The sequence below is a fragment of the Arcobacter sp. s6 genome, assembly GCF_040884245.1.
Classification (GTDB): Bacteria; Campylobacterota; Campylobacteria; order Campylobacterales; family Arcobacteraceae; genus Aliarcobacter.
Genome location: NZ_JBEVTN010000011.1, coordinates 53,961 through 76,293, shown reverse-complemented (window position 1 = coordinate 76,293; position 22,333 = coordinate 53,961). Strand labels below are relative to the sequence as shown.

26 protein-coding genes are annotated in these 22,333 nt (G+C 26.9%); 15 read left to right on the top strand and 11 right to left on the bottom strand.

Features of this window, described 5'->3' with window-relative positions; translation table 11 throughout:
- Positions 1 to 43 precede the first annotated feature (43 nt).
- From ABVS04_RS08230 to ABVS04_RS08195, 8 genes are all read left to right on the top strand, one after another.
- A complete protein-coding gene (locus tag ABVS04_RS08230) occupies positions 44 to 1,441 on the top strand; it encodes a cryptochrome/photolyase family protein (RefSeq protein ID WP_368030213.1) in 1,398 nt (465 codons plus the stop codon).
- Positions 1,442 to 1,484: 43 nt separating this feature from the next.
- Entirely contained in the window at positions 1,485 to 2,720 is a 1,236-nt protein-coding gene (locus tag ABVS04_RS08225) for a putative DNA modification/repair radical SAM protein (protein WP_368030212.1), read from the top strand.
- On the top strand, positions 2,717 to 3,445 hold the full coding sequence (locus ABVS04_RS08220; protein ID WP_368030211.1) for a TIGR03915 family putative DNA repair protein: 729 nt from the start codon (positions 2,717 to 2,719) through the stop codon (positions 3,443 to 3,445). The genes ABVS04_RS08225 and ABVS04_RS08220 overlap by 4 nt, the downstream gene beginning before the upstream one ends.
- 67 nt (positions 3,446 to 3,512) lie before the next feature.
- Complete coding sequence (locus ABVS04_RS08215; RefSeq protein WP_368030210.1) at positions 3,513 to 4,034, top strand: lipocalin family protein; 522 nt, start codon at positions 3,513 to 3,515, stop codon at positions 4,032 to 4,034.
- 2 nt (positions 4,035 to 4,036) lie between these two features.
- Positions 4,037 to 4,345, top strand: coding sequence for a TIGR03643 family protein (locus ABVS04_RS08210; RefSeq protein WP_368030209.1), 309 nt, complete (start codon positions 4,037 to 4,039; stop codon positions 4,343 to 4,345).
- Positions 4,346 to 4,422: 77 nt separating this feature from the next.
- The gene (locus ABVS04_RS08205) at positions 4,423 to 4,686 is read left to right on the top strand and encodes a hypothetical protein (RefSeq protein ID WP_368030207.1); all 264 of its coding nucleotides are present in this window, start codon (positions 4,423 to 4,425) and stop codon (positions 4,684 to 4,686) included.
- A 65-nt stretch (positions 4,687 to 4,751) separates the two neighbouring features.
- Positions 4,752 to 6,239, top strand: a complete 1,488-nt coding sequence (locus ABVS04_RS08200; protein WP_368030206.1) for an ABC1 kinase family protein — start codon at positions 4,752 to 4,754, stop codon at positions 6,237 to 6,239.
- A 10-nt stretch (positions 6,240 to 6,249) separates the two neighbouring features.
- A complete protein-coding gene (locus tag ABVS04_RS08195) occupies positions 6,250 to 7,161 on the top strand; it encodes an NAD(P)-binding protein (protein ID WP_368030205.1) in 912 nt (303 codons plus the stop codon).
- A 29-nt stretch (positions 7,162 to 7,190) separates the two neighbouring features.
- On the opposite strand, the gene ABVS04_RS08190 is transcribed toward ABVS04_RS08195, so the two are convergent.
- The 6 genes from ABVS04_RS08190 to ABVS04_RS08165 all read right to left on the bottom strand — a co-directional run bounded on the left by ABVS04_RS08190 (position 7,191) and on the right by ABVS04_RS08165 (position 11,282).
- Positions 7,191 to 7,805 carry an NAD(P)H-dependent oxidoreductase gene (locus ABVS04_RS08190; protein ID WP_368030204.1) on the bottom strand — a complete coding sequence of 205 codons (615 nt, stop codon included), beginning with the start codon at positions 7,803 to 7,805 and terminating at the stop codon, positions 7,191 to 7,193.
- A gap of 122 nt (positions 7,806 to 7,927) precedes the next feature.
- Positions 7,928 to 8,557: an NAD(P)H-dependent oxidoreductase gene (locus ABVS04_RS08185; protein WP_368030203.1), complete on the bottom strand. Its 630-nt coding sequence runs from the start codon at positions 8,555 to 8,557 to the stop codon at positions 7,928 to 7,930.
- Positions 8,558 to 8,572: 15 nt separating this feature from the next.
- Positions 8,573 to 8,866, bottom strand: coding sequence for a putative quinol monooxygenase (locus ABVS04_RS08180; protein WP_368030202.1), 294 nt, complete (start codon positions 8,864 to 8,866; stop codon positions 8,573 to 8,575).
- Between the two features lie 18 nt (positions 8,867 to 8,884).
- Positions 8,885 to 9,634, bottom strand: coding sequence for a nitroreductase family protein (locus tag ABVS04_RS08175; protein WP_368030201.1), 750 nt, complete (start codon positions 9,632 to 9,634; stop codon positions 8,885 to 8,887).
- Positions 9,635 to 9,649: 15 nt separating this feature from the next.
- The gene (locus ABVS04_RS08170; protein ID WP_368030200.1) at positions 9,650 to 10,231 is read right to left on the bottom strand and encodes an NAD(P)H-dependent oxidoreductase; all 582 of its coding nucleotides are present in this window, start codon (positions 10,229 to 10,231) and stop codon (positions 9,650 to 9,652) included.
- Positions 10,232 to 10,253: 22 nt separating this feature from the next.
- Positions 10,254 to 11,282 carry an NADH:flavin oxidoreductase/NADH oxidase gene (locus ABVS04_RS08165; protein ID WP_368030199.1) on the bottom strand — a complete coding sequence of 343 codons (1,029 nt, stop codon included), beginning with the start codon at positions 11,280 to 11,282 and terminating at the stop codon, positions 10,254 to 10,256.
- Positions 11,283 to 11,410: 128 nt separating this feature from the next.
- Between ABVS04_RS08165 and ABVS04_RS08160 the strand changes: the two genes are divergently transcribed.
- The 4 genes from ABVS04_RS08160 to ABVS04_RS08145 all read left to right on the top strand — a co-directional run bounded on the left by ABVS04_RS08160 (position 11,411) and on the right by ABVS04_RS08145 (position 14,669).
- Positions 11,411 to 11,788: a winged helix-turn-helix transcriptional regulator gene (locus ABVS04_RS08160; protein ID WP_368030198.1), complete on the top strand. Its 378-nt coding sequence runs from the start codon at positions 11,411 to 11,413 to the stop codon at positions 11,786 to 11,788.
- A gap of 28 nt (positions 11,789 to 11,816) precedes the next feature.
- Positions 11,817 to 12,716 carry an AEC family transporter gene (locus ABVS04_RS08155; protein WP_368030197.1) on the top strand — a complete coding sequence of 300 codons (900 nt, stop codon included), beginning with the start codon at positions 11,817 to 11,819 and terminating at the stop codon, positions 12,714 to 12,716.
- Positions 12,717 to 12,719: 3 nt separating this feature from the next.
- Complete coding sequence (locus ABVS04_RS08150; RefSeq protein ID WP_368030196.1) at positions 12,720 to 13,868, top strand: DUF3095 domain-containing protein; 1,149 nt, start codon at positions 12,720 to 12,722, stop codon at positions 13,866 to 13,868.
- Between the two features lie 66 nt (positions 13,869 to 13,934).
- A complete protein-coding gene (locus ABVS04_RS08145) occupies positions 13,935 to 14,669 on the top strand; it encodes a DsbC family protein (RefSeq protein WP_368030195.1) in 735 nt (244 codons plus the stop codon).
- Between the two features lie 36 nt (positions 14,670 to 14,705).
- On the opposite strand, the gene ABVS04_RS08140 is transcribed toward ABVS04_RS08145, so the two are convergent.
- Complete coding sequence (locus ABVS04_RS08140; protein ID WP_368030194.1) at positions 14,706 to 15,707, bottom strand: YeiH family protein; 1,002 nt, start codon at positions 15,705 to 15,707, stop codon at positions 14,706 to 14,708.
- Positions 15,708 to 15,816: 109 nt separating this feature from the next.
- On the opposite strand from ABVS04_RS08140, the gene ABVS04_RS08135 reads away from it, so the two are divergent.
- On the top strand, positions 15,817 to 16,683 hold the full coding sequence (locus tag ABVS04_RS08135) for a LysR substrate-binding domain-containing protein (protein ID WP_368030193.1): 867 nt from the start codon (positions 15,817 to 15,819) through the stop codon (positions 16,681 to 16,683).
- 7 nt (positions 16,684 to 16,690) lie between these two features.
- Here ABVS04_RS08135 and ABVS04_RS08130 read toward each other — a convergent pair whose 3' ends face one another.
- Positions 16,691 to 17,290: a pyridoxamine 5'-phosphate oxidase family protein gene (locus ABVS04_RS08130; protein ID WP_368030192.1), complete on the bottom strand. Its 600-nt coding sequence runs from the start codon at positions 17,288 to 17,290 to the stop codon at positions 16,691 to 16,693.
- Between the two features lie 90 nt (positions 17,291 to 17,380).
- On the opposite strand from ABVS04_RS08130, the gene ABVS04_RS08125 reads away from it, so the two are divergent.
- Both ABVS04_RS08125 and ABVS04_RS08120 read left to right on the top strand, forming a co-directional pair.
- On the top strand, positions 17,381 to 18,757 hold the full coding sequence (locus ABVS04_RS08125) for a PLP-dependent aminotransferase family protein (protein ID WP_368030191.1): 1,377 nt from the start codon (positions 17,381 to 17,383) through the stop codon (positions 18,755 to 18,757).
- Between the two features lie 165 nt (positions 18,758 to 18,922).
- Positions 18,923 to 19,858 carry a multidrug resistance efflux transporter family protein gene (locus ABVS04_RS08120; RefSeq protein ID WP_368030190.1) on the top strand — a complete coding sequence of 312 codons (936 nt, stop codon included), beginning with the start codon at positions 18,923 to 18,925 and terminating at the stop codon, positions 19,856 to 19,858.
- Positions 19,859 to 19,877: 19 nt separating this feature from the next.
- Here ABVS04_RS08120 and ABVS04_RS08115 read toward each other — a convergent pair whose 3' ends face one another.
- The 3 genes from ABVS04_RS08115 to mmuM are packed head-to-tail and all read right to left on the bottom strand — an operon-like array spanning position 19,878 to position 22,327.
- A complete protein-coding gene (locus tag ABVS04_RS08115) occupies positions 19,878 to 20,690 on the bottom strand; it encodes an aldo/keto reductase family protein (protein ID WP_368030189.1) in 813 nt (270 codons plus the stop codon).
- 46 nt (positions 20,691 to 20,736) lie between these two features.
- Positions 20,737 to 21,357: a hypothetical protein gene (locus ABVS04_RS08110; RefSeq protein ID WP_368030188.1), complete on the bottom strand. Its 621-nt coding sequence runs from the start codon at positions 21,355 to 21,357 to the stop codon at positions 20,737 to 20,739.
- Positions 21,358 to 21,388: 31 nt separating this feature from the next.
- On the bottom strand, positions 21,389 to 22,327 hold the full coding sequence (gene mmuM / locus ABVS04_RS08105) for a homocysteine S-methyltransferase (protein ID WP_368030187.1): 939 nt from the start codon (positions 22,325 to 22,327) through the stop codon (positions 21,389 to 21,391).
- Between the last annotated feature and the right edge of the window lie 6 nt (positions 22,328 to 22,333).

Genomic DNA, 22,333 nt, shown 5'->3' with positions numbered 1-22,333 from the left:
ATAATTCCTACAAAACAACTAATAAAAATCATAAACTAATTTTATGAAAATATTTATACTTTACCCAAACCAATTATTTAAAAATCTTGCAAATCTAAAAGACAAAAAAGTACTTTTAATTGAAGAGCCACTGTTTTTTACTCAATATGAATTTCATATTCAAAAGTTAATTCTTCATAGAGCTAGTATGAAGTTTTATGAAAGTTATTTAAAACAAAACAACATTTTAGTTGAGTATTTTGAAGATGAATCTTATCTTGAAAGATATAAAAATCAAGAGATATTTATATATGAACTTTTTGATAATTATTTAGAAAAAAAAGTTTATAAAAACTTTTCAAATATCACAACAATAAAAAATCCAAACTTTATAAACCCAAATGACTCAAATAAATTTATGCATAACTTTTACAAAAATAGAAGAGTTGAAGAAAATATTTTTATGGAAAACGGCAAGCCACTTCATGGGAAATATAGCTTTGATAGTGAAAACAGAAAAAAACTTCCAAAAGAGATTAAAATTCCCCCTACTTTTAGTTTTGATAACAAATATATAAATGAGGCAAAAGAGTATTGTAAGAAGTTTAAAACTGTAGGAATTTTAAATGAGGATTTTTATTACCCAACTAGTTTTGATGAAGCACAAATACAACTTGATAGTTTTATAAAAGAGAAGTTTGAAAACTTTGGTGATTATCAAGATGCTATTACAAAAGAGTCAAAACAATACTTTTTATTTCACTCGAATATTTCAAGTTCTTTGAATATAGGACTTATTGATTTAAAGGATTTAATAGAAAAAATCATAAACGCAAATGCCCCTTATAATGCAAAAGAAGGCTTTATAAGACAGATTATCGGATGGAGGGAGTTTATGCTAAAGATTTATCAAGATGATGGTGTAAAGATTAGAAACTCTAACTTTTTTGAATTTAAAAATGAAATCCCATCTAAAATACTAAAAGCCAAAAGTGGTATTGCTCCTTTGGATGATTGTATAAAAAAGCTAAATAATAGTGCTTATAATCATCATATAGAAAGACTTATGATTTTAGGGAATCTATTTTTACTCCTTGAAATAAAACCAAATAGTGTTTATGAGTTTTTTATGAAATATTATATTGATGCTTATGATTGGGTAATGATTGGAAATGTATATGGAATGAGTGGTTTTAGTGATGGTGGAAGTATTACTACTAAGCCATATATTGCAAGTTCTAATTATATTTTAAAAATGAGTGATTATAAAAGAAGTGAATCTTGGTCCGAGATTGTTGATGCTTTATATTGGAGATTCTTATTTAAATATTCACCTAAATTTGAAAAAAATCCAAGAATGGCAATGCAAATAAATCTACTAAATAAAATACAAAAAGAAAAACTAGAAAATCATCTAAAAATAGCAGATGAATTTATAAAAAATCTTTTTATTGCAAATTGATATATTTTTAAAAGAAAGGTTTTATTTTTATTAAAATACAAATATGAAAACAGATATTTATGAAAAAATGGAAATCCTTGCTAATAGTGCAAAATATGATGTATCTTGCTCCTCAAGTGGAGTTGAAAGCACTTTTAAAAAAGGTGAAATAGGAGCTACTCATACAAGTGGAATTTGTCATACATTTACACCCGATGGAAGATGTGTTTCACTTCTAAAAGTTTTACTTACAAATATTTGCATTTATGATTGTGCATATTGTATAAATCGTGTTTCAAATGACATTCCAAGGGCTGTTTTTAGTCCAAGAGAACTAGCAGACATTACTATAAATTTTTATAAAAGAAACTATATTGAAGGCCTTTTTTTAAGCTCAGGAATTGTAAAAACAGAAGATCATACAATGACTTTGATGTTAAAAGCTTTGAAGATTTTACGATATGAGTATAAATTTAATGGTTATATTCATGTAAAACTAATCCCAGGAAGTAGTATGGAGTTAGTTGAGCAAATAGTAAAACTAGCAAATAGAGTAAGTTCTAATATAGAGCTTCCAAGTGATAAATCACTAAAACTTTTAGCTCCAAATAAAACAAAAGAAAAAGTACTTCAACCATTAAAATTTGCAAGGGATTTAAGTCTAGCAAAAGAGCAAAAACCAATAGGAATGAGTACACAGCTAATCATTGGTGCAACCCCTGAAACTGATAGAGATATTTTAAAACTAAGCTCTGCACTTTATGATAAGGCTTTGTTAAAAAGGGTTTATTACAGTGCTTATATTCCTGTAAATGACAATAAGAATCTGCCTTCAATCATCACAAAACCGCCACTTTTAAGGGAGCATAGACTGTATCAAGCTGATTGGTTACTAAGATTCTATGATTTTTCTTGGGATGAAATAGTAACTGATGAATTTCCAAATTTAGACGAAGATTTAGACCCAAAAGCTTTTTGGGCTTTAAATAATCTTAAATACTTCCCAATGGAAATAAATACAGCTTCAAAGGAAGAGCTGCTAAGAATTCCAGGAATTGGAGCAAGAGGTGTAATGAAAATAATAAATGCAAGAAAATTTAAAAGATTAACTTTTAATGATTTAAAGAAGCTAAAAATTTCAATAAAAAAAGCCATGTATTTTATCACTTGTAATAAAGAGTTCCAAAGACAAGTGCCTTTTTATAGGGAAAATCTAAGATTAGCTTTAATAAAACCAGAACCAAAAAAGCTAATACAACCTTCATTATTTGATACAAGTTCAATTACAGGTGAATTATGATATTACTCTACGATAGTACTTTTGAGGGCTTTTTATCTTTGATTTATGAGGTTTATTATAAAAAATTAAAACCTACAAATATATATAAAACCCTTCCAAATGAGATAATATTTGATGAAATAAAAGATATAAAAACAGATGAAGAAAACTATAAAAAAGTTTTAAAAGCCATTAACACAAAATTCCCAAAAAACATACTTGAAAAAATACTAAATATTTTTATGTGTGATTCAAAAGATTTTGAAATGGCACTTTTAGAGTATATAGTATTAGGTTTCAAAGATGCAAAACAACTAAACAATATCAATAATTCTTGCGTTTTTTATCTAAACAGTCTTGAAAAAGAGTTATTTAAAAATGTGCATAAAATGTATGCTTTTATTAGATTTGAAGAGTTAGAAGATGGGAGTTTATACGCAAAACTTGAGTGCAAATTTAATGTGGTATATTTTTTGGCTAAACACTTTTTAAAAAGATTTAATAACCAAAATTTTATAATCCACGATATAAATAGAAAACTAGCTTTTATAAAAATAGACGATAACTATAGCTTACAAGAAGTAGCATTTTTTGAAGAACCAAACAAATCGCAAAATGAAGATAAATTTCAAAAACTATGGAAAAGCTTTTTTACAGGAGTTACCATAAAAGAAAGAATAAATCCAAAACTTCAAACTCAACTTGTCCCTTTGATTTATAGAACTTATATGACTGAATTTTTTTAATGAAATAACACTAAAGCCATACCAAAAAGATTTATTTATTTATATAATAAAAAAAAGAGGAATTATAATGAAAAAAATATCTAAAAATTTTATTTTGATTTGTATCATGTTTTTATTTACAGCTTGTTCATCAAAATATGAACCACTTCCAACTGTGCAAAAAGTTGATTTAAACAAGTATCTTGGGACTTGGTATGAAATAGCAAGATATGAACATTTCTTTGAAAAAGATTGCAAAAATGTTAGTGCAAACTATTCTATGATGGATGAAGAAACTATAAAAGTAATAAATAAGTGTACAAAAATTCAAACAAATGAAAAAAAAGAAGCAATGGGAAGAGCCTATGCAGTTGATGAATCAAATAGCAAACTAAAAGTTAGTTTTTTTAGACCATTTTATGGGGATTATTGGGTTTTAATCTTAGATGAAAATTATGAATATGCAGTTGTTGGAACTCCAAGTCGTGAGTACTTATGGATTTTAGCAAGAGATAATAAACTTCCACTAAAAATTCAAAATGATATCTTGGAAAAACTTCCAAGCTTAGGATTTGATATATCTAAATTAATTTGGACAATGCAGGAATAATAATGTATTACGAAAAAAAAGATAGCGTAAAATTAGATTTTACAAAAAAACAAAATAAAGAAAAACAAGATTTAAGCCAGCTACAAGAAGAGGATTTAAATCGTCTAATCGAAATGGCTTGGCAAGATAGAACTACCTTTGATACTATCTTTGAACTTTATGGATTAACTGAAAATCAAGTGAAAAAAAAGATGCGAACTTTGATGAAAAAAAGCAGTTTTAAAATGTGGAGAAAAAGAGTTCAAGGAAGAACTACAAAACACAAAAAGAAAGTTTTACATAAAGTTATTAGATTTCAAGGGCCATGGTAATTAAAAGACATAAAGAGCATACAAAACTATAAAAAAACAGCATATAATAAATTAATAAATAAAAAGAAGGAAATAACATGTTAAAAGAACTTATTTTTACAGGACTTGGTGGGGCTTTAGTTTTAAAAGATAAAATTGAAGATGAGTTAAAAAAACTCGAAGAAAAAGGAAAACTTGATACAAAAGATGTAAAAAGTTTTTTAGAGTCGCTGGAGCAAAAAGGTAAAGAGAGTGATGAGAAGTTCAAAGCTGAATTAAAATCAACAATAAAAGAGATTATTGATGAGTTAGGACTTGCAACTAAAGAAGATTTAGCAAAATTAAAAGAGGATTTAAAATAAATAATTTATTTAAAAATCTATCTTTATACTCATTTTCAAGGGTATATAAAGTCTTTTTATTTTTATTGACAATTTATTTGGTTATCAAAAGAAAAGAAAGTTTCTTTGGAATTAAACCATTAAAACCAAAAAAATTAAAAGATACTATCATCACTTTAGGAGCTAGTTTTATAAAACTTGCACAAGTTTTAGCTACTCGTGCTGACTTTTTCTCAGCTGATTACTTAGATGAATTAAAACAGCTTCACGATCAGCTTCCTCCTATGAATAAAGATGAGTTTGAAGAGATTTTTAATATTGCTTTTAACAAAAATTTATTCAAAAGCTTTGATAAAACTGCAATTGCATGTGCATCAATCGGTCAAGTTCATGTGGGAATTTTACACGATGATACAAAAGTAGCTGTGAAATTGCGAAGAAAAGGTATTAAAAAAAGAGTTAGTGCTGATATAAAAATCATAAACTTTTTCAATTTTTTATTTAATCCCCTATTTTCGCACTATACAAAAAACTCAATAGAAGCTGTGATAAAAGAGTTTTCTTCGATGATTTTACAAGAAGTAAGTCTAAACCAAGAGTTACAAAATCTTACAAAATTTTCTCAAACATACAAAGATAGTGGAGTAAGATTTCCTGTTCCTTATCCTACTTTGTGTTGTGATGATGCTTTAGTTATGAGTTTTGAAGAGGGATATAGATTTGATGATAAAGAAAATATTCTAAAAGAGAATATTGATTTTAAAAAAATCATTGGAACACTTGTTGGGTTTTATACAACACAAATGTTGATAAATGGATATTTTCACGCAGATCCACATCCTGGAAACTTACTAATTACTAAAGAAGGCGAGATAATCTTATTAGATTTTGGAATGGTAAAAACCGTTCCAAATAGCTCTAGAATTGCAATTATTGAGCTTATTAAAGCTGCAAATGAGAAAGATTACGAGCTTTATATAAGTGCTAGTAAAAGATTAGGTACTATTGCTTATGAGGCACCTACAAGTGAATTAGCTGAGTTTACAAGTAAGATGTTTGATATTTTTTCAAATGACAATCTAAGTAGTGAATCTATGCAACAACTTGCCTTTGATGTATTAGAAGGTACTAGAAATATGCCTTTTAAACTTCCAAGTGATGCCATATATATTTTAAGAGTTAGTGCCATAATTGAAGGTTTAGGAACAACTTATATTGAAAACTTCAATGGTATAAAAGATATTTTACCAATATTACAAGATAATCTTCCAAAGGCTTTAGGAGCTAAAGATAGTATCATTGAAACAATTGTTGATGAAATAAAAGATATTCCATTTACTCTAAAAGATTTAAAATCTGTGATAAAACAAGCAAGTAAAGGTGAGCTTCAAATCGAAGTATCAAATAATCAGCTTGAATTTATTTCAAAAGAGATTAAAGATTTTGTTAGACCAATTATTTTATCATTCGGACTAATCTTTACATCAATATTTATGATTTTATATGATAAAGAACTAAAGCAGATGGCTTTAGCTCTTTTTATTGTAGCAATCATTAGACTTATTTATAAATAAAGGAATTTTTATGAAAATAGCAATTATTGGAGCTGGTTTTTCTGGCTGTAATTTATATAATAATTTAAAAGAAAAATATGAAGATATTACTATTTTTGAAAAATCAAGGGGAGTTGGAGGAAGACTTAGTACGAAGTATATTGAAGATAAGTTCATAGATCATGGAACATCATCTTTGATTCCAATAACAGATGATTTAAAAATGTTCTGTTTAGATTTATCAAGTAATGGAGTTGTAAAAGCTAAATATGATGAATTTATTCCAAAAAATGGAATTAATCAGATTTGCAAATTTCTAATAAATGAAAAAGATTTAATCAAAAACTGCAAAATAACAAAAGCGCAACTTGAAAACAATAAATGGATTTTAGAAGATGAGAATCATAATATTTATAAAGATTTTGATTTACTATTTATCACCATTCCAGCACCTCAAATACTACAAATGCAAATAGAACTTCCAAATAATTTTAAAGAAAAATTGTCAAATATAAAATATGACTCTATTTTTTCTTTAATTTTACACTCAAAAGAGGATATAAAACTAGATAAAAATATGTTATATGAAAATCCAGATATACAAAATATTATAAATAACTCAAGAAAATATCTATATAAAGATTTCAGCTCATACGTAATTCACTCTACAAAAGAGTTCGCAAACTGTGTAAATGAGAAAACAAAAGAGGAAATTTGCGAGATTTTTTTAAGTAATTTTGATGATGAAACAAAAGAATTATTTGAAAGATTTACAATTATTCCACATCTGTGGAAATATGCCTTCGCAAAAACTTCTTTAGATATGCCCTACTTTTTAAATGATGAAAAAAATTTAGGTATTTGTGGAGATTATTTTAATCATTCAAATATGGAAGCAGCACTTTTAAGCTCTGAATTATTAGGAAGTTTAAAATACTCCTAAATTATTTAGAAGTATTTTAAAAGAAAATATTATTTTATAAACTCCGTAGTATTATCTAAACTTTCTTTTCTTAGACATGATTGTTCATTTAATCTATATCCGAAAGGAAGTATACAAGCTATTTGAAATTTTGAAGTATCAAGTCCTAAAATCTGTTCAATATTTTCTTTTTCATAAGATTCAATAGAACAAGAATCAATACCTTTTATAGCAGCTGCTGTCATCATATGTCCTGAAGCTAGATATGTTTGTCTCGCTGGCCATGAATACATATTTTCATTGCTTAGGCAGCTATCTTCTGGATGATTAGGATAAATTCCTGTATAAAATTCTAATTTTTCTGCTGAAAAACCTTTTTTAGAAGATTTTGATTCAGAATCTGAATTTTCAATTTCTGCTAGAAAAATAACTAAATGAGAACAAGTACTAATTTGAACCTCTTCAGAACAAAGTGGACTTATTTTTGCTTTTAATTCTTCATTTGTAATAACTAAAAATTTCCAAGGTTTCATTCCAAATGAAGAAGTGGATTTTTTTCCAGCTTTAAGTATAAAATTTATATCTTCATCAGGAATTTTTTTTGTATTGTCAAATATCTCGCATGCATGACTAAAATCTAAAACATTCATTAATAAATTTTCCATATTATTTCCCCTTTAAGTCAGTTTATTTTAATTTACCTTCTATTCTCTTAACAAATGATAAAAATATTTTTTATTTTATGCCATACAATTAAATAATTATTTTTAAATTATAGCTATTTTAACTATCTAATAAACTCAACTATATCTTCAAATTTTTCTCTTAATTGAGATGATTGTTCATTTATTCTATAACCAAATGGCACTACAACTGCAGTTTGGTATTTTGCTAAATTTAATCCTAAGATTTCATCTAATTTATCTTTTTCAAAACCTTCAATAGGACATGAATCAATACCTTTAATAGCAGCTGCTGTCATCATATTTCCTAAAGCAATATATGATTGTTTTGCTGTCCATGAATAGATATTTTCATCACTTGATAAAGTTTGTTTTAAATGATCTGCATATAAACCTAAATACATATCAAGTTTTTCTTGAGGCATTTCTCTTCTTTTGAATTTTCTTTCAACAACTCCAGATGATGGTTTAACAGCATCAATAGCAGCTAGGATAATTACTAAATGAGAACATGAAGTAACTTGAACTTGATTCCAACAAACAGGTCTAATTTTTGCTTTTAACTCTTCATTTGTAATAACTAAAAACTTCCAAGGCTCCATACCAAACGATGATGGTGATTTTCTTCCAACTTCAAGTATGAACTTCATATCTTCATCAGTTATTTTTTTTGTTTCATCAAATACTTTACACGCATGTCTAAAATCCATAGCTTCCATAAATGTTTTTTCCATATTCTTATCCTTTTATTAAATTAATTTTTCTAATTTTGAAATTTCTAAAGCATCAAGTTTGTTTTCAATTGTTTTAACAAATGAAGCAAAATGAGCTGTTGCCATATGAGCTTCTAAAAGTTCTGCATTTTCCCAAGTCTCAATAAATGTGAAACTATTTACATCTTCTAAGTCTTTATGTAATTCATATTGAATACAACCCTCATCAAATTCATGAGTACTTTTATGAAGTACTAACAATTCAGCATAAACTTCATCTTTAAATTGTTCTTTGATTTTTAATTTTGCTACAATTACTATTTTACTCATTTTACATCCTTTTTAATTTTAATCTTTAAACTCAAAACCTTGGTTTTTATAATTTTCTGCAATTTTTCTAAAATATATATTTTTATAATAATGTGCTGTTTGTTGGCAATAAGACTGAAGATAGTTCATATTATGATCTTCTCTATATTTCTTCATCTCTTTTTCATATTGTAATACGCCATCTTTTACTTTTTTATCATTATAAGTATTTTCAAAAGCAAAGCTTTCCATTGGGATTCTAGGTTTCAAAGGAGCTTCTTTAGCCTCTTTTGTAGCAATACCAATTGTAGTTCCAACTATTGGAAATGTTTTAGCAGGTAAACCTAATAATTTAATCATAGCTTTAGGATTATTTCTAACAGCACCAATTGCAGTTGTACCATATCCAAGTGCTTCTGCACTTACTTGAATTGCATTTAGCATGATTCCAGCATCAACAGCACCCACTAATACACCTTCTGCTGATTGGTCAATAAGATGTTTTTCACCCGCTTGCTCAACTGCAAAAATTGTTCTATTAAAATCTACAACGATAGTTATAAAAACATCTGCTGTTGCTACTTGTTCTTGTCCACCACAAAGTTGTGCGATTTGTTTTATTGTCTCTTTATTTCTTGTGTAAACAAGTGAAATTTGTTGTCCATTTATTGATGTTGGACATCTTTGTGCTGTTTTAAAAATAAGTTCAAGATCGTCATTACTTACGCTTTCACCTGTAAATTGTCTAATAGATTTTCTTGAACTTAATTGTTTAATAGTTGGATTCATCATTTTCCTTATACTTTATAAAAAATTCTTTGCTAGTACACTTTTGAAATTTTCTAATTCTAAATTTAAATCTAAATCACCTTTAAATATATCATGAACAGCATAAGTTTCTAAAGGTTTTAATCCACAAAACTGGAATGTTTTATGAACAGCAACATGGGCTTCATCTAAAGATAATCCATCAAATAAACTATTTTTATTACTAAAAGCAGATGCTGGGCAATTGTAAGTTAAAGATAACATATACTTTTTATCTTGCATTAAACCACCACTTCCATATAGTTTTGAAGCATCACTTCTGCTTCTTCCATCACTTTCGTAATGAACACCTTGAGTAAATGTTTCATCTATATATTTTTTTGCAATCCAAGGAAGGCTCATCCAATAAACTGGATATTGAAATAAAATATAATCAGCCCATTTGAACTTTTCTACTTCTTCTTGAATAGTATAACCTTTTTCAATATGGGTATTTTTTACTTCAAAACCATTTTCTTCAAAAAATCTATTTGCACAATCTATATAGTGGTTTGTTAACTCACCCTTTGCTACAACATCATAATATTGGTGACCATTTAATATTAAAACTTTTTTCATATAATTTATCCTTTATTTTTTACTAAAATGCTCTTTGGTAAGAAGCGTTTATTTCTTTTTTTTCATCTAAATCTTTTGCTAATTGAAAAACTAGGTTTGGATTTCTTAAAAATTCTCTTCCATAAGCTACAAAATCACAGTAAGAATTTTCTAGTAAAAACTCCCCTTGCTTAGCTGTTGTTATTAATCCAACCGCAATAACTGGAATACTTATAGCTTCTTTTATCTCTTTTGCAAAATCACTTTGATATAAAGGTTTTAATTCTAAAGCTTTATCAGGATTAGCTTGATTACCACCTGATGAAACATGAATAGCATCAACTCCTAGTTCTTCAAGCTTTTTACTTAAATAAATTGAATCTTGATTATTCCACCCTTCTTTCATCCACTCACTAGCACTAATTCTTACAATCAATGGTAAGTCAACTTTTTCTTTTAATTCTTTTGCAATTTCAAGAACTAATCTACATCTATTTTCTATACTTCCACCATAAATATCATCTCTTTTATTTGTAAGAGGCGATAAAAATTCACAAAGTAAATAACCATGAGCTGCATGTAATTCAACAACATCATAATTAGCTTTTTGTGCTCTAACAGCCATATCTAAAAATAATTTCTTTGTATTTTGTATATCTTCTAAAGTCATTTCTAAAGGCTTTTTAAATGATTTCTCATCACTAAATGCAATAGCACTTGGAGCAATAGGAGTTAAATCTTTTACTGTACATTTTCGTCCTGCATGGGCTAATTGTATTCCCATTTTAGTACCAAAAAAGTGACAATCTTTATTTAACTCTTTATGAGCCATTATTTGATCATCATTCCAAAGGCCTAAATCATTTGATGAAATTCGTCCTCTTGGTTCAATTGCAGTTGCTTCTACAATTATAAGTCCAACTCCACCTAAAGCTTTTGATGCATAATGATACTTATGAAAAGTATTTATTTTTCCGCTATTATCACTTTTGTACATACACATAGGTGCCATGATGATACTATTTTTTAAAGAAACTTTTCCAATATTTTTACTTTGAAATAAATGTGACATTTTGCAAGCCTTTAAAATATTTTGAAAATTATAAACCTAATGAACTTAATCTTACCTTACTTTATTTTAGGTAAGTAATAAATATTTATTTTACTTATGCTATAATTCCTTAATCAAAAAGGAAAAATATGTATTATATAAACGACAAAGAATACAAATGCTCAGTTGCAGTAACCCTTGATATTTTTAATGATAGATGGAAATTAGCAATTATTTGGCATTTATTAGATACTGAATTAAGATTTAAAGATTTACATGAAACAATAAATGAAATAACTCAAAAAACATTAACTGTAAAATTAAAAGAATTAGAAGAAAAAAATATTATTCACAGAGAAGTTTTTGCAGAAGTTCCTCCAAAAGTTGTTTATAGTTTAACTCCTTGTGGAAAAAGATTAAAACCAGTTCTTCAAGAAATGTTTAAATGGGGAATTAATTATGTTGAAGAGTTTGGAAAAATCTCAGGTAAAAACACTTGTGAAGCTGAAACTTGCTTAAAAAATTAATTAGCAATTAAACTATAAAAAGTAAGTCATGGATAATTTTGTATTAATATTATTAGCAATAACAATTGGTTACGGAATAAATAGATTAAATATCTTTTCAAAAGAAGCACCTATTATTTTAAACCAATTTGTAATATATATTTCACTTCCTGCAATGGTATTACTACAAATCCCAAAACTCACCTTCTCAGTTGATACAATTATTCCTATTGTAATATCTTGGAGTGTTATAATTATAAGTGCTATTTTGGTTTTATTTTTATCAAAATTCTTTTCATTTTCAAAAGAAGTTACAGGTTCTCTTATGCTTGTTGCTACTTTAAGTAATTCATCTTTTTTAGGTATTCCTATCATAAATGCATTTATGGGAGAGAGTTCCCTTCCTTATGTCCTTGTTTATGATCAGTTAGGTAATTCAATTGCAGTTGCTACTTATGGAACTTTTATTGCTTCTTACTATTCTAATAAAAGTAAAACTGGTTTTAAAATTATTATTTTTAAAATATTAACCTTTCCACCATTTATATCTTTGATAGTTGCACTATTTTTAATGGGTGTTGAATTTAATGATACTATTACAAAAGTTTTAAGTAATTTTGCTAATACTATAGTTCCTCTAGCTCTTGTAGCTGTTGGTTTACAATTACAATTTAGACTTCCAAAAGATGAGATAAAACCCTTTAGTGTAGCATTAGTGATAAAACTTATAATGGCTCCTACCATTGCTATTTTAATTTGTAAGTTGTTTAATTGGAACAATCAAGCTGCTATTGTATCTATTATGGAAGCAGGAATGGCATCTATGATAACTGCTGGAGTAATTGCTTCAATGACAGGATTAGCTCCAAGATTAAGTACTTCGATTGTTGGTTATGGTATAATTATTTCTTTTTTCACTACAGCAGTTTTATTTAAAATAATAGGATAAAAAATGAGTTCAAATGATTTTTACAAGAACTTAAAAGAAATAACAGACTTCTCAAAAATCATGGAAAATAGTAATTACTCAAAGATTCCTAACGATTGGTATATTTTAGTTTCAGATATCAAAGATTCTACAAAATCAATCGAGCAAGGAATGTACAAACAAGTAAATTTTATAGCAGCTCTTACAATAATTGGAATACTAAACATCAATAGAGATGAAGAATTTCCATATATTTTTGGTGGAGATGGTGCTAGTTTACTTATACCTCCTTCTTTACTTGAAAAATCAAAGAAAGTTTTACTTGAAACTTCAAAAAGAGCAAAAGAAGCTTTTGATTTAGAATTAAGAGTTGCCGCAATTAGTGTAAAAACTATCGAAGAAAAAGGCTCTTTTATAGAACTTACAAAGTTAAAAGTAGATTCAAACATTCAAGCAATTGTGAGAGGAAATGGTTTAGAGTTGGCAGAAGAATTATTAAAAAATGAATATGAAAAATATAAAATTGAAGATAGTTTTAAAAATGATTATACTGCAAATTTTGAAGGATTAGAGTGTCGTTGGGAAGATATTAAAACCCCAAAAGATGAAACCATTTCTATTCTAATAAAAAGTATCAATCAAGAAAATGATAATATAGTTTATACAAATTGCATAAAAATTATAGAAGAAATAGCAGGAATTCATAGTGATAGGAATCCATTAAAAACAAAAAATCAACTTCATCTATCTTTTAATCCAAGAGTTTTAAATACTGAAGCTTCAATATTTTCAAAAAATATAATCTCTAAATTTTTTACTATTTCAAGATTAATGATTGAAAATTTTTTAGGATTAATATTAATGAAATACTCAATTGGAAATTGGGGTGAATATAAAAATATAATTCTAAAAACTACAGATACAGAAAAATTTGATGATATGCTAAGAATGGTAATCTCAACAAATACAAACCAAAGCATAGAATTAGAAAAATACTTAGAAAAAGAGTATCAAAATAAAAATTTAGTTTATGGAATACACAAATCAAACTCTGCGTTAATGACTTGTTTAATCTTTCAAAGACATGGCAAACACATACATTTTGTAGATAGTTCAAAAGGTGGATATGCACTTGCCGCAAAAGAATTGAAAAATAGAATCAAATTTATCTAAATAATACACACTCTCTAAATATAAACTAGATACAATACGCAAAAATTAATATTAGGGATCCTTATAATGTTTGAATTTACAAAAAAAGTAATAATTGGTTCTCTTCTTTTTACTAGTGCTTTAAATGCTGCAAATAAAGAAGTGTCAAAAAATGAAATTGCTCAAATGGAACAATTAGAATTGTTAAAAAGAGCGCAAATTAAAATCACAAAAGCTTATGATATCGGAAGTTTGTATATACTAAATATCAATGTACAAGGGAATGCAGATGAAATTTATTTAACAAAAGATAAAAAACTTATCCTTTCTGGAGATTTGATTGATGTAAGTAATGGAATGAAAATTACTGCACCTGCTGATTTAACAGGAGTTAGAGGGAAAGAAGCTTTTGTATATGGAAAAGGAACAGAAGAGTATTTCTTATTTACAGATCCAGAATGTCCATATTGTAAAAAATTTGAAGAATATCTTCCCCAAATTGAAGATAAAGTTAAAATTAGAGTATTTTACTTTCCTTTAGAATCACATGAAAATGCAAAAGATTTATCTTTATATATCTTAAATCAAAAAACAGCTTCTGAAAAAATTCAAGCAATGTTTAGTGGAACAGATAATTTAGATAAAGCAAAAAATGCTAAATATACTCAATCTGAGCTTGCAAAACTTGAAAAAACATTAGAAGAACAAATTCAAATTGGAATGAAGTTAAACGTACAAGGAACACCAACTATTTTTGATAAAGATGGGAAAAGTGTTGTTTGGGTAAATTTATTAGAAAAATTTGGAATTCAAGTAAAATAAATTAAAAAGAGGTATCTTTTAAAGATACTTCTTTTCTTAAGAAAATAAAAAACTAATTACAATATAACCTGCAAAAATCAACCATATAAACAATATACTTGCTAAATAAATTGGTTTTAGCCCAACATTTTTAAACTTATCAAAACTTGTTTGCATACCTAATGCAGTCATTGCTATTGTTAAAAGAAAACCATCTAAGTAATTTATTGATTCAACGATTTTAAGTGATAATAAGTCAAATGAATTAAAACCAACTACTACTATAAACATAACAGCAAACCATGGAATTACAATTTTACTTTTTGTGCCATCTTCATTTGTACTATTAGCAGCTGTTTTTAGCAACCAAATACTTAGTATTATTAAAAATGGTGCCAACATCATAACTCTAATCATTTTTACAATTACTGCATTTTGAGATACATCTTCTCCCAAAGATTGACCAGCCCCAACAACATGTGCCACTTCATGTAAAGTTGCACCTATGTATATTCCCATATTTGCATCACTTAAATCTAAAATCCCAAGTTTAAATAAGAATGGATATAAAAACATAGCGATAGTTCCAAAAACAACAACAGTAGAAACAGCAATTGCACTTTTATAAGCTGGGTTTTTTAAAACACTCTCGGTTGCTAATACAGCAGCAGCTCCACAAATAGCACTTCCGGCACTTGTTAAGATAGTAATTTCTCTATCAAGTTTTAAAAGTTTTGTTCCAACAAAATATCCAATTATAAAAGTACTTGAAACTATTAAAAAAGCTGTTAATATTCCTGCTATCCCTACTTCTTCTAAGTTTTGGAAAGTTAATCTAAATCCATATAAAACAATTCCTGCTCTTAAAACTGTTTTTGTGCAAAAAGCAATACCTTTATCAAAACTTTGAGGAAAGTACTTTTTAATACTGTTTGCATAAAGAATGCCAAGTAAAATACCAATAATCAAAGGACTAATTGCTAAGTTCTTAAAAAAAGAGAAATCTGATATTAATGTTGCTAAAAGTGTGAAAAATAAAACTATCACTATACCTACCATACTAAATTTCCTTTTGTTTTTTATATTTAGCAGTATATTCTTATGATTTTAATTTGTAAAATATATTATTTTTATTATAATGATATATTAAATTAATAAGGATAGATGTATGACACTAAAAGAATTAAACTTTTTTTATAAATTAAGTGATAATCCCCAAGTAACACAAGTAGCCCTTGAACTTAAAATCAGCCAATCTGCAATATCCTTAGCTATAAAATCTTTAGAGAATAAATTAGAAGAACAACTATTTGATAGGGTTGGTAAAAAACTAATATTAAATGAAAGAGGAAGATTTTTCAAAGAAAAAACACTCCCACACTATTTAGCAATCATAGATAGTCAAAAATTATTTCAAAAAAATAAACTTGCTGGAAATATGAAAATAGCTTCAAGTAAAACCATATCAAACTACTTAATGCCAGATATCTATTATGAATTTTTATCAAAATACAGCGATGTAAAATTTGATATTTCAACTATAAACTCCACAAAAATTATTGAAAATATTTTAAACTCTAATTTAGATATAGGATTAATAGAAATAGATATAAATAACTCAAATCTAATAAAACAAAAACTTTGTGATGATGAGCTAATAATTGTAACAAGTGATAAAAATGCACCCAAAGAAGTCTTTATAGATACAATAAATAAAAAATGGATACTTCGAGAAACTGGCTCAGGAACAAGAGAAGTTTTTATAAACACTCTTGGAAAATATGCGCAAGACATAAGTATTTTTATGGAACTTCAAGACTTTGAAGAGATTAAAACTATTTTGATAGATAATAAAGACACCATAACAGCGATCTCAAAACATGCTGTAAAAAAAGAGTTAGAGCAAAAACAACTTTTTCAAATAAAGTTAAAAAACTTTGAATTTAAAAGAGAACTTCAAATTGTTTATCACAAAGATAAATCAAAAAACCTACTCTTTGAAACTTTTATTGAATTTTTAAAAAGTAAGTTTTAATAAAAAACTATAAGATTCTTTGATTAAGCATCATTTCTATTGTTGCATTATCTATTTTTGTATTACGTTTTTTCAAATGTTCAATTACCATATCAAATCGTTCATCTGATAGATTTTGTCCAAATTTAAACTTTGCAGTTAAGTTCTTTTTATTTAATTTATATACAGCAACAGCATTTAACATTTTTTCATAGGCTTTATCAGTAAAGGGTTTATATCCACCCTCTTTTTGAAGTTTTTCCATTAATAAGGACATAGCTTTTACTTTCTCTTCATATGAATCAATTATTTCTATTTGACCATTTATAATTATAGATTTAAAAAAATGAGTTGCTGGACAAGCTAAAAGGTCATTTGAACTAAAGTATGATTGAATAATAGAATAACTTTGAACAACACTGAAAGAAGCATTTGTATTTTCATATATCATTTGCATTTTTTTACCTTTTTTACTTCCATGAAAATAAATACTTTCCTTATCATGAACAAAATTAAGTGGAATACTATAAGGAGTATTATCAACACAAAGAGCAAGTGTTCCATATTCAACACTTGATAAAACATCATCTATAATTATTGAATCTCTTATTTGAAAAACTGATTTCATTTTAAATACCTTTTTATTTATTTGTGTTAATATAACATTTATCTGTACTTACTACAAGTGACAAATTTTTAATATTTTACAAGGACAGTTATGTATATAATAGATGCAAATAATAAAATACCACTTCATATTCAACTTTATAATGAAATAAAAAATGACATAATAAACAATCTAAATATTGGGGATAAACTTCCTTCTATAAGAAAAGTATCTTCACTTTACAATCTTAGTAAAACTACTGTTGAATCTGCATATACTCAACTTTATGCAGAGGGTTATATAGAAAGTTATCCAAAAAGTGGATATATAGTTTGTGATACCATTTATAAAGAATTTACTTCTAAAAACTCAATTATTATTCAAAAAAATACAAAAACGATAAACTATAAATATGATTTTGCACCAGCAAGGCTTTCAAAAAATTCTTTTCCTTTAAAACTATGGAAAAGAGTTTTTAACAAAGCTATTGATGAGTCTATTAATTTAGGAGCATACACCAATGGAAAAGGTGAATTTGGATTAAAAGAAGAAATAGCAAAATATCTTATTTCATCGAGAGGTGTAAGATGTCATGCAGAGCAAGTAATAATTACAAATGGATTTGGTGATTCAATGAACTTATTAGCAAAAATGTTAAAAAATGACAATAATCTTTTTGCCATAGAAAATCCTGGTTATTATGTGGCTTCCCAAGTATTTGAAAACTATGGATATGAAATAGATAAAATATCTATAAATGAAAATGGAATAAACATAGATGAACTTAATAAATCAAAAGCAAAAATTGTTTATGTAACTCCATCTCATCAATACCCAACAGGAGTTTCAATCCCTATATCAAATCGATTGAAACTATTAGAATGGGCAAACACTCAAAATGGAATTATATTAGAAGATGATTATGATAGCGAACTTTCTTACTCTAATAGACCAATACCTTCCTTACAAGGTTTAGATGACAATGAAAAAGTAGTTTATCTAGGAACATTTTCAAAGTCGCTTTCACCTGCACTTAGGGTTTCATATATGGTATTACCCATTTTTTTACTTCAAGAAGTTGATAAATATTTTGATTCATATTTTTCAAAAGTTTCATTATTTACTCAAAAAACACTTGAGCTTTTTATAAAAGATGGACATTGGGATAAACATTTAAGAAAAATTCGTACATTAAATAGAAAAAAACATAATCTTATGAGAGATTTACTGAAAGAATATTTAAAAGAAACTATGGAAATACTGGTTCAAGGAGGAGGATTATCAATCTTAATAAAGCCAACTGTAAATTTAGACTTAAATAAACTAAAAGAAGAAGCATTAAAAGAAAAAATAAAAATCTACTTTACAAATAATTATGAAAAAGAAAACTGGTGGGGAATAAGAATGGGATTTGGAGGTTTTGAAGAAGATGAAATAAAAAATGCGGTGATAGCATTTTCTAAAATATACAATAAATCTATAATTTAGTTATTTATATGTCTCTTTTTGTGAAATTTATTCATTAACTGATATTTTATATCCATAAATACATATATCTTTTAATATTTTAATGTATATAATAAAAAATATTTTTTACTTTAGTTATATTAAAGTTTTTTAAAAATTATATATAAATTATAATATTGGATTTCAATGATTAGATTAATTTTATTAGGTGTTCTTTCAGGGGCTTTTTTTTCAAGCACATTTATTTTAAATGAGGTGATGAGTGTATCAGGTGGGCATTGGCTTTGGTCTGCAACTCTTCGATACTTTTTTATGATTTTATTTTTAACTTTGATATTATTTTTTCAAGGTGGAATACAAAGACTTATTGATATTTATAAACTATTTATGTCAAACTATCTTTTTTGGACCATAAGTGGTACTATTGGATTTGGATTTTTCTACGCATTAATATGTTTTAGTGCTGATTTTTCACCTGCTTGGGTAATAGCTGCAACGTGGCAGTTTACTGTTGTTTCTACTCTTTTTATATTGATGTTTTTTGGTAAAAAATTTCCAAAAAAAATCTGGGCTTTTTCTATAATCATATTTATTGGTGTTTGCTTAGTAAATCTATCTCATATTGATACTTTTGATTTAAAAGCTTTATTACTTGGTGGACTTCCTATTTTAGTAGCATCTTTTTGTTATCCAATTGGAAATCAGTTAGTTTGGGAAGCAAAAAATGGTGACCACCAAAACGTTCCTAAAATCACATCGAAGCTATTAAACAACGCTTTTAATAAAGTATTTTTACTTTCGATTGGTTCATTGCCTTTATGGTTTATTTTACTTTTAATAATACATCCAGAAGCCCCAAGTAACTCTCAAATAATAAACACAGCACTTGTTGCCCTACTTTCAGGAGTTCTTGCAACTTCTATATTTTTATATGCAAGAAATATAGCAAAGAATTCAAATGAAATAGCAGCAATCGATGCAACTCAGGCAAGTGAAGTAGTCTTCGCATTACTTGGTGGAATGATATTTTTAGGAAATACCTCTTTAAACTTTATCTCAATCATTGGTCTTTCTTTGATAATGATAGGTTTATTTTTATTTACTAAATATCAAAATACTTAGACTAGTTTTAGTAGTCTAACTATTTTAATAAGCTAGAAATTTGTTCTATTTCTTCAGCTAAAAGTTCAATTTCACTAATTTTCAAATCTTCAATCATATGTTTTTTTGAAGTCGTTCCATTTAATGGAACGATATTTATTTGATTTAAAAATTTATAAAAAATTTCTGCAACACCTCTTTCATATTTCTTTGCAATATTTTCTAAAATATCAGATGCCAAGATATGTGGATTTGCAGTTAGTGACCAAAAACTTTCATAAACAATTCCTTTTTCAAGACAAAAAGCTCTGATTTCTTTATCATAAGCTGATTGAGCATAAAACCTATTTTGAACAACACTTGGTTTTATTCTTGCATTATTATACAAATAAACCAAAACATCTAAATCATAACAGTTACTAATCCCCAGTTGCCCTACTTCTTTTTTATCATAAAACTCTTCCATCTTTTGCCACACTCTTTGAAGTTTAGCACCAGGATATACAGGAGAATGTAAAACATAAGAATCAATAAAATTAGTCTTTAAGTTCTTTTTAGATTTTTCAAAAGATTTCTCAACTTGAACTTCTATCTCATCACTTTCTAAATAAGGCATATTAGTTTTGTCTTGTCCATCAATTGGAGTAAATTTTGTTTGAAGAAAAATATCTTCTCTTTTTATACCCTTTTCATAAGCTTTTAAAAGACCCTCACCAACTAAATCTTCCCTATAATGTTTTGGTTGACAAGCTGTATCAACACCCTTGAAGCCATGCATTAATGCTTCATAAACTAAATCACTTGTATTTTCTTTTTTCCAAGCTGTTCCATAAATCATATTTGGTATTTTCATATTATTCTCTTTTTTATTTTAGTATGCATATTTTACTATGAAAAAATTAATCTTCCATTCCAATTCTTAAAAATCCAGTAAAAGCAGCATTGTCAATTTTGAGTGTTTTATGAACATTTTTTTTCATTTCATTTAATACTTTTTTATAAGAATTATAAAACTCAAAACTTGGAGTTGGTTTATAAGTTAGATTTTGCAATTCAAAATATTTGATTACATTTTTTGTAGTAGTTGGTTTTATAAAATACTCTTTTTGTCTATCGTTATAATATAAAACAACAGAAATTACAGTCCATTTTGCAAGATTATATTGAGCTAAGAACTCAACTAACCCCTCAAAACCATTTTTTTGATTTCCATGTAATAATTCATACAATTCTATACTTAACATATCTTTTTCATAAGAAGTTAAACCAGCTAACATATCACGGAATTTTAACTTATCAAACAAAGAAACTAAAACAGATTTTTGAATAATCTTAAAAAAAGCATCTACAACCAAATTTGGATTTGAAAAGTTCTCTTTTTTTAAACTTTCTTTTGTAAACTCTTCAAGTTTTGATGGATTAAACTTCTTCATAGTTGGAAAAAACTTTTCATCTTCAAAACCCTTTGGATAATGAAATAAAAACTCAGCTTCTACGTTTTTTAATTTTTCTAAATTCATATTTTTCTCTTAAATTATCATTTTTCAAATACTAAACAATTAATGTTTTTCTAATACATTCAATCTCATTAGGGGTAGTTTCACAACATCCACCAATAAGCCTTGCTCCATTTGTATACCAAAGATGTGCTAGTTTTGCATACTCTTGTGCATTTAACTCACCTTTTTCCCATAGTTTTGTAATAGGATTATATTTAGATCCACCATTTGGATAAATAACAATTGGTTTTGAACAAACATTTTTGATATTTTCTATAAGCATTGGAATATATTGTGGTGCTGTGCAATTTATTCCAACAGCACTTATATGTTCTTGCTTATCAAGATAAGTCATACACTCTTTTATATCATCGCCCGCATTTGTATAACTTTCATTTTTTGCACTAAAAGTAATCCATACTGCAATATTCGAATACTCTTTTAATAAGGCACAAATAATTTTTGCTTCTTTAAATGAAGGAATAGTTTCACAAGCTAGAATATCAGGATTTGTTTCAAGGATGATTTCTAATCTTTTTTTATGAAAATCTTTTAATTCTTCATCACTTATTTTATAATCGCCACTATATTCAGAACCATCAGCCAAATAAGCTCCATAAGGGCCAATAGATGCAGCAACTAGAGGTTCTACTCTACTTGCTTTATCTTCAAACCCTGACCAAAATTCATCTCTTACTTCTTTTGCAATATTTATTGACAATTTTATTAATTCAATAGCTTTTTCTTGGGAAAAACCTTTTTTTAAAAACCCTTCAATACTTGCTTGATAACTTGAAGTGATTATACAATCAGCTCCTGCTTGTAAATATTGTTTATGAACTTCTTTTATAACTGATACGTCTTCATTTAAAAACTTTGCAGACCATAAAGAATCATTGACATCATGACCATTTTTTTGAATCTGTGTTCCCAATGCTCCATCAATAATAAAGGCTTTTTGTTTTTGTAAAATTTCTTTTATAATATTCATAATAAT

Bases quoted from the DNA above. Each gene is read 5' to 3' on its own strand.
- ABVS04_RS08170 (WP_368030200.1), bottom strand. From the start codon at position 10,231: ATGAAAAAAGTTTTAATATTAAATGGTCACCAATATTATGATGTTGTA.
- ABVS04_RS08165 (WP_368030199.1), bottom strand. From the start codon at position 11,282: ATGTCACATTTATTTCAAAGTAAAAATATTGGAAAAGTTTCTTTAAAA.
- ABVS04_RS08140 (WP_368030194.1), bottom strand. From the start codon at position 15,707: ATGGTAGGTATAGTGATAGTTTTATTTTTCACACTTTTAGCAACATTA.
- ABVS04_RS08185 (WP_368030203.1), bottom strand. From the start codon at position 8,557: ATGGAAAAAACATTTATGGAAGCTATGGATTTTAGACATGCGTGTAAA.
- mmuM (WP_368030187.1), bottom strand. From the start codon at position 22,327: ATGAATATTATAAAAGAAATTTTACAAAAACAAAAAGCCTTTATTATT.
- ABVS04_RS08190 (WP_368030204.1), bottom strand. From the start codon at position 7,805: ATGGAAAATTTATTAATGAATGTTTTAGATTTTAGTCATGCATGCGAG.
- ABVS04_RS08195 (WP_368030205.1), top strand. From the start codon at position 6,250: ATGAAAATAGCAATTATTGGAGCTGGTTTTTCTGGCTGTAATTTATAT.
- ABVS04_RS08120 (WP_368030190.1), top strand. From the start codon at position 18,923: ATGATTAGATTAATTTTATTAGGTGTTCTTTCAGGGGCTTTTTTTTCA.
- ABVS04_RS08220 (WP_368030211.1), top strand. From the start codon at position 2,717: ATGATATTACTCTACGATAGTACTTTTGAGGGCTTTTTATCTTTGATT.
- ABVS04_RS08160 (WP_368030198.1), top strand. From the start codon at position 11,411: ATGTATTATATAAACGACAAAGAATACAAATGCTCAGTTGCAGTAACC.
- ABVS04_RS08115 (WP_368030189.1), bottom strand. From the start codon at position 20,690: ATGAAAATACCAAATATGATTTATGGAACAGCTTGGAAAAAAGAAAAT.
- ABVS04_RS08155 (WP_368030197.1), top strand. From the start codon at position 11,817: ATGGATAATTTTGTATTAATATTATTAGCAATAACAATTGGTTACGGA.
- ABVS04_RS08215 (WP_368030210.1), top strand. From the start codon at position 3,513: ATGAAAAAAATATCTAAAAATTTTATTTTGATTTGTATCATGTTTTTA.
- ABVS04_RS08125 (WP_368030191.1), top strand. From the start codon at position 17,381: ATGTATATAATAGATGCAAATAATAAAATACCACTTCATATTCAACTT.
- ABVS04_RS08110 (WP_368030188.1), bottom strand. From the start codon at position 21,357: ATGAATTTAGAAAAATTAAAAAACGTAGAAGCTGAGTTTTTATTTCAT.
- ABVS04_RS08230 (WP_368030213.1), top strand. From the start codon at position 44: ATGAAAATATTTATACTTTACCCAAACCAATTATTTAAAAATCTTGCA.
- ABVS04_RS08180 (WP_368030202.1), bottom strand. From the start codon at position 8,866: ATGAGTAAAATAGTAATTGTAGCAAAATTAAAAATCAAAGAACAATTT.
- ABVS04_RS08225 (WP_368030212.1), top strand. From the start codon at position 1,485: ATGAAAACAGATATTTATGAAAAAATGGAAATCCTTGCTAATAGTGCA.
- ABVS04_RS08135 (WP_368030193.1), top strand. From the start codon at position 15,817: ATGACACTAAAAGAATTAAACTTTTTTTATAAATTAAGTGATAATCCC.
- ABVS04_RS08205 (WP_368030207.1), top strand. From the start codon at position 4,423: ATGTTAAAAGAACTTATTTTTACAGGACTTGGTGGGGCTTTAGTTTTA.
- ABVS04_RS08145 (WP_368030195.1), top strand. From the start codon at position 13,935: ATGTTTGAATTTACAAAAAAAGTAATAATTGGTTCTCTTCTTTTTACT.
- ABVS04_RS08130 (WP_368030192.1), bottom strand. From the start codon at position 17,290: ATGAAATCAGTTTTTCAAATAAGAGATTCAATAATTATAGATGATGTT.
- ABVS04_RS08150 (WP_368030196.1), top strand. From the start codon at position 12,720: ATGAGTTCAAATGATTTTTACAAGAACTTAAAAGAAATAACAGACTTC.
- ABVS04_RS08175 (WP_368030201.1), bottom strand. From the start codon at position 9,634: ATGAATCCAACTATTAAACAATTAAGTTCAAGAAAATCTATTAGACAA.
- ABVS04_RS08210 (WP_368030209.1), top strand. From the start codon at position 4,037: ATGTATTACGAAAAAAAAGATAGCGTAAAATTAGATTTTACAAAAAAA.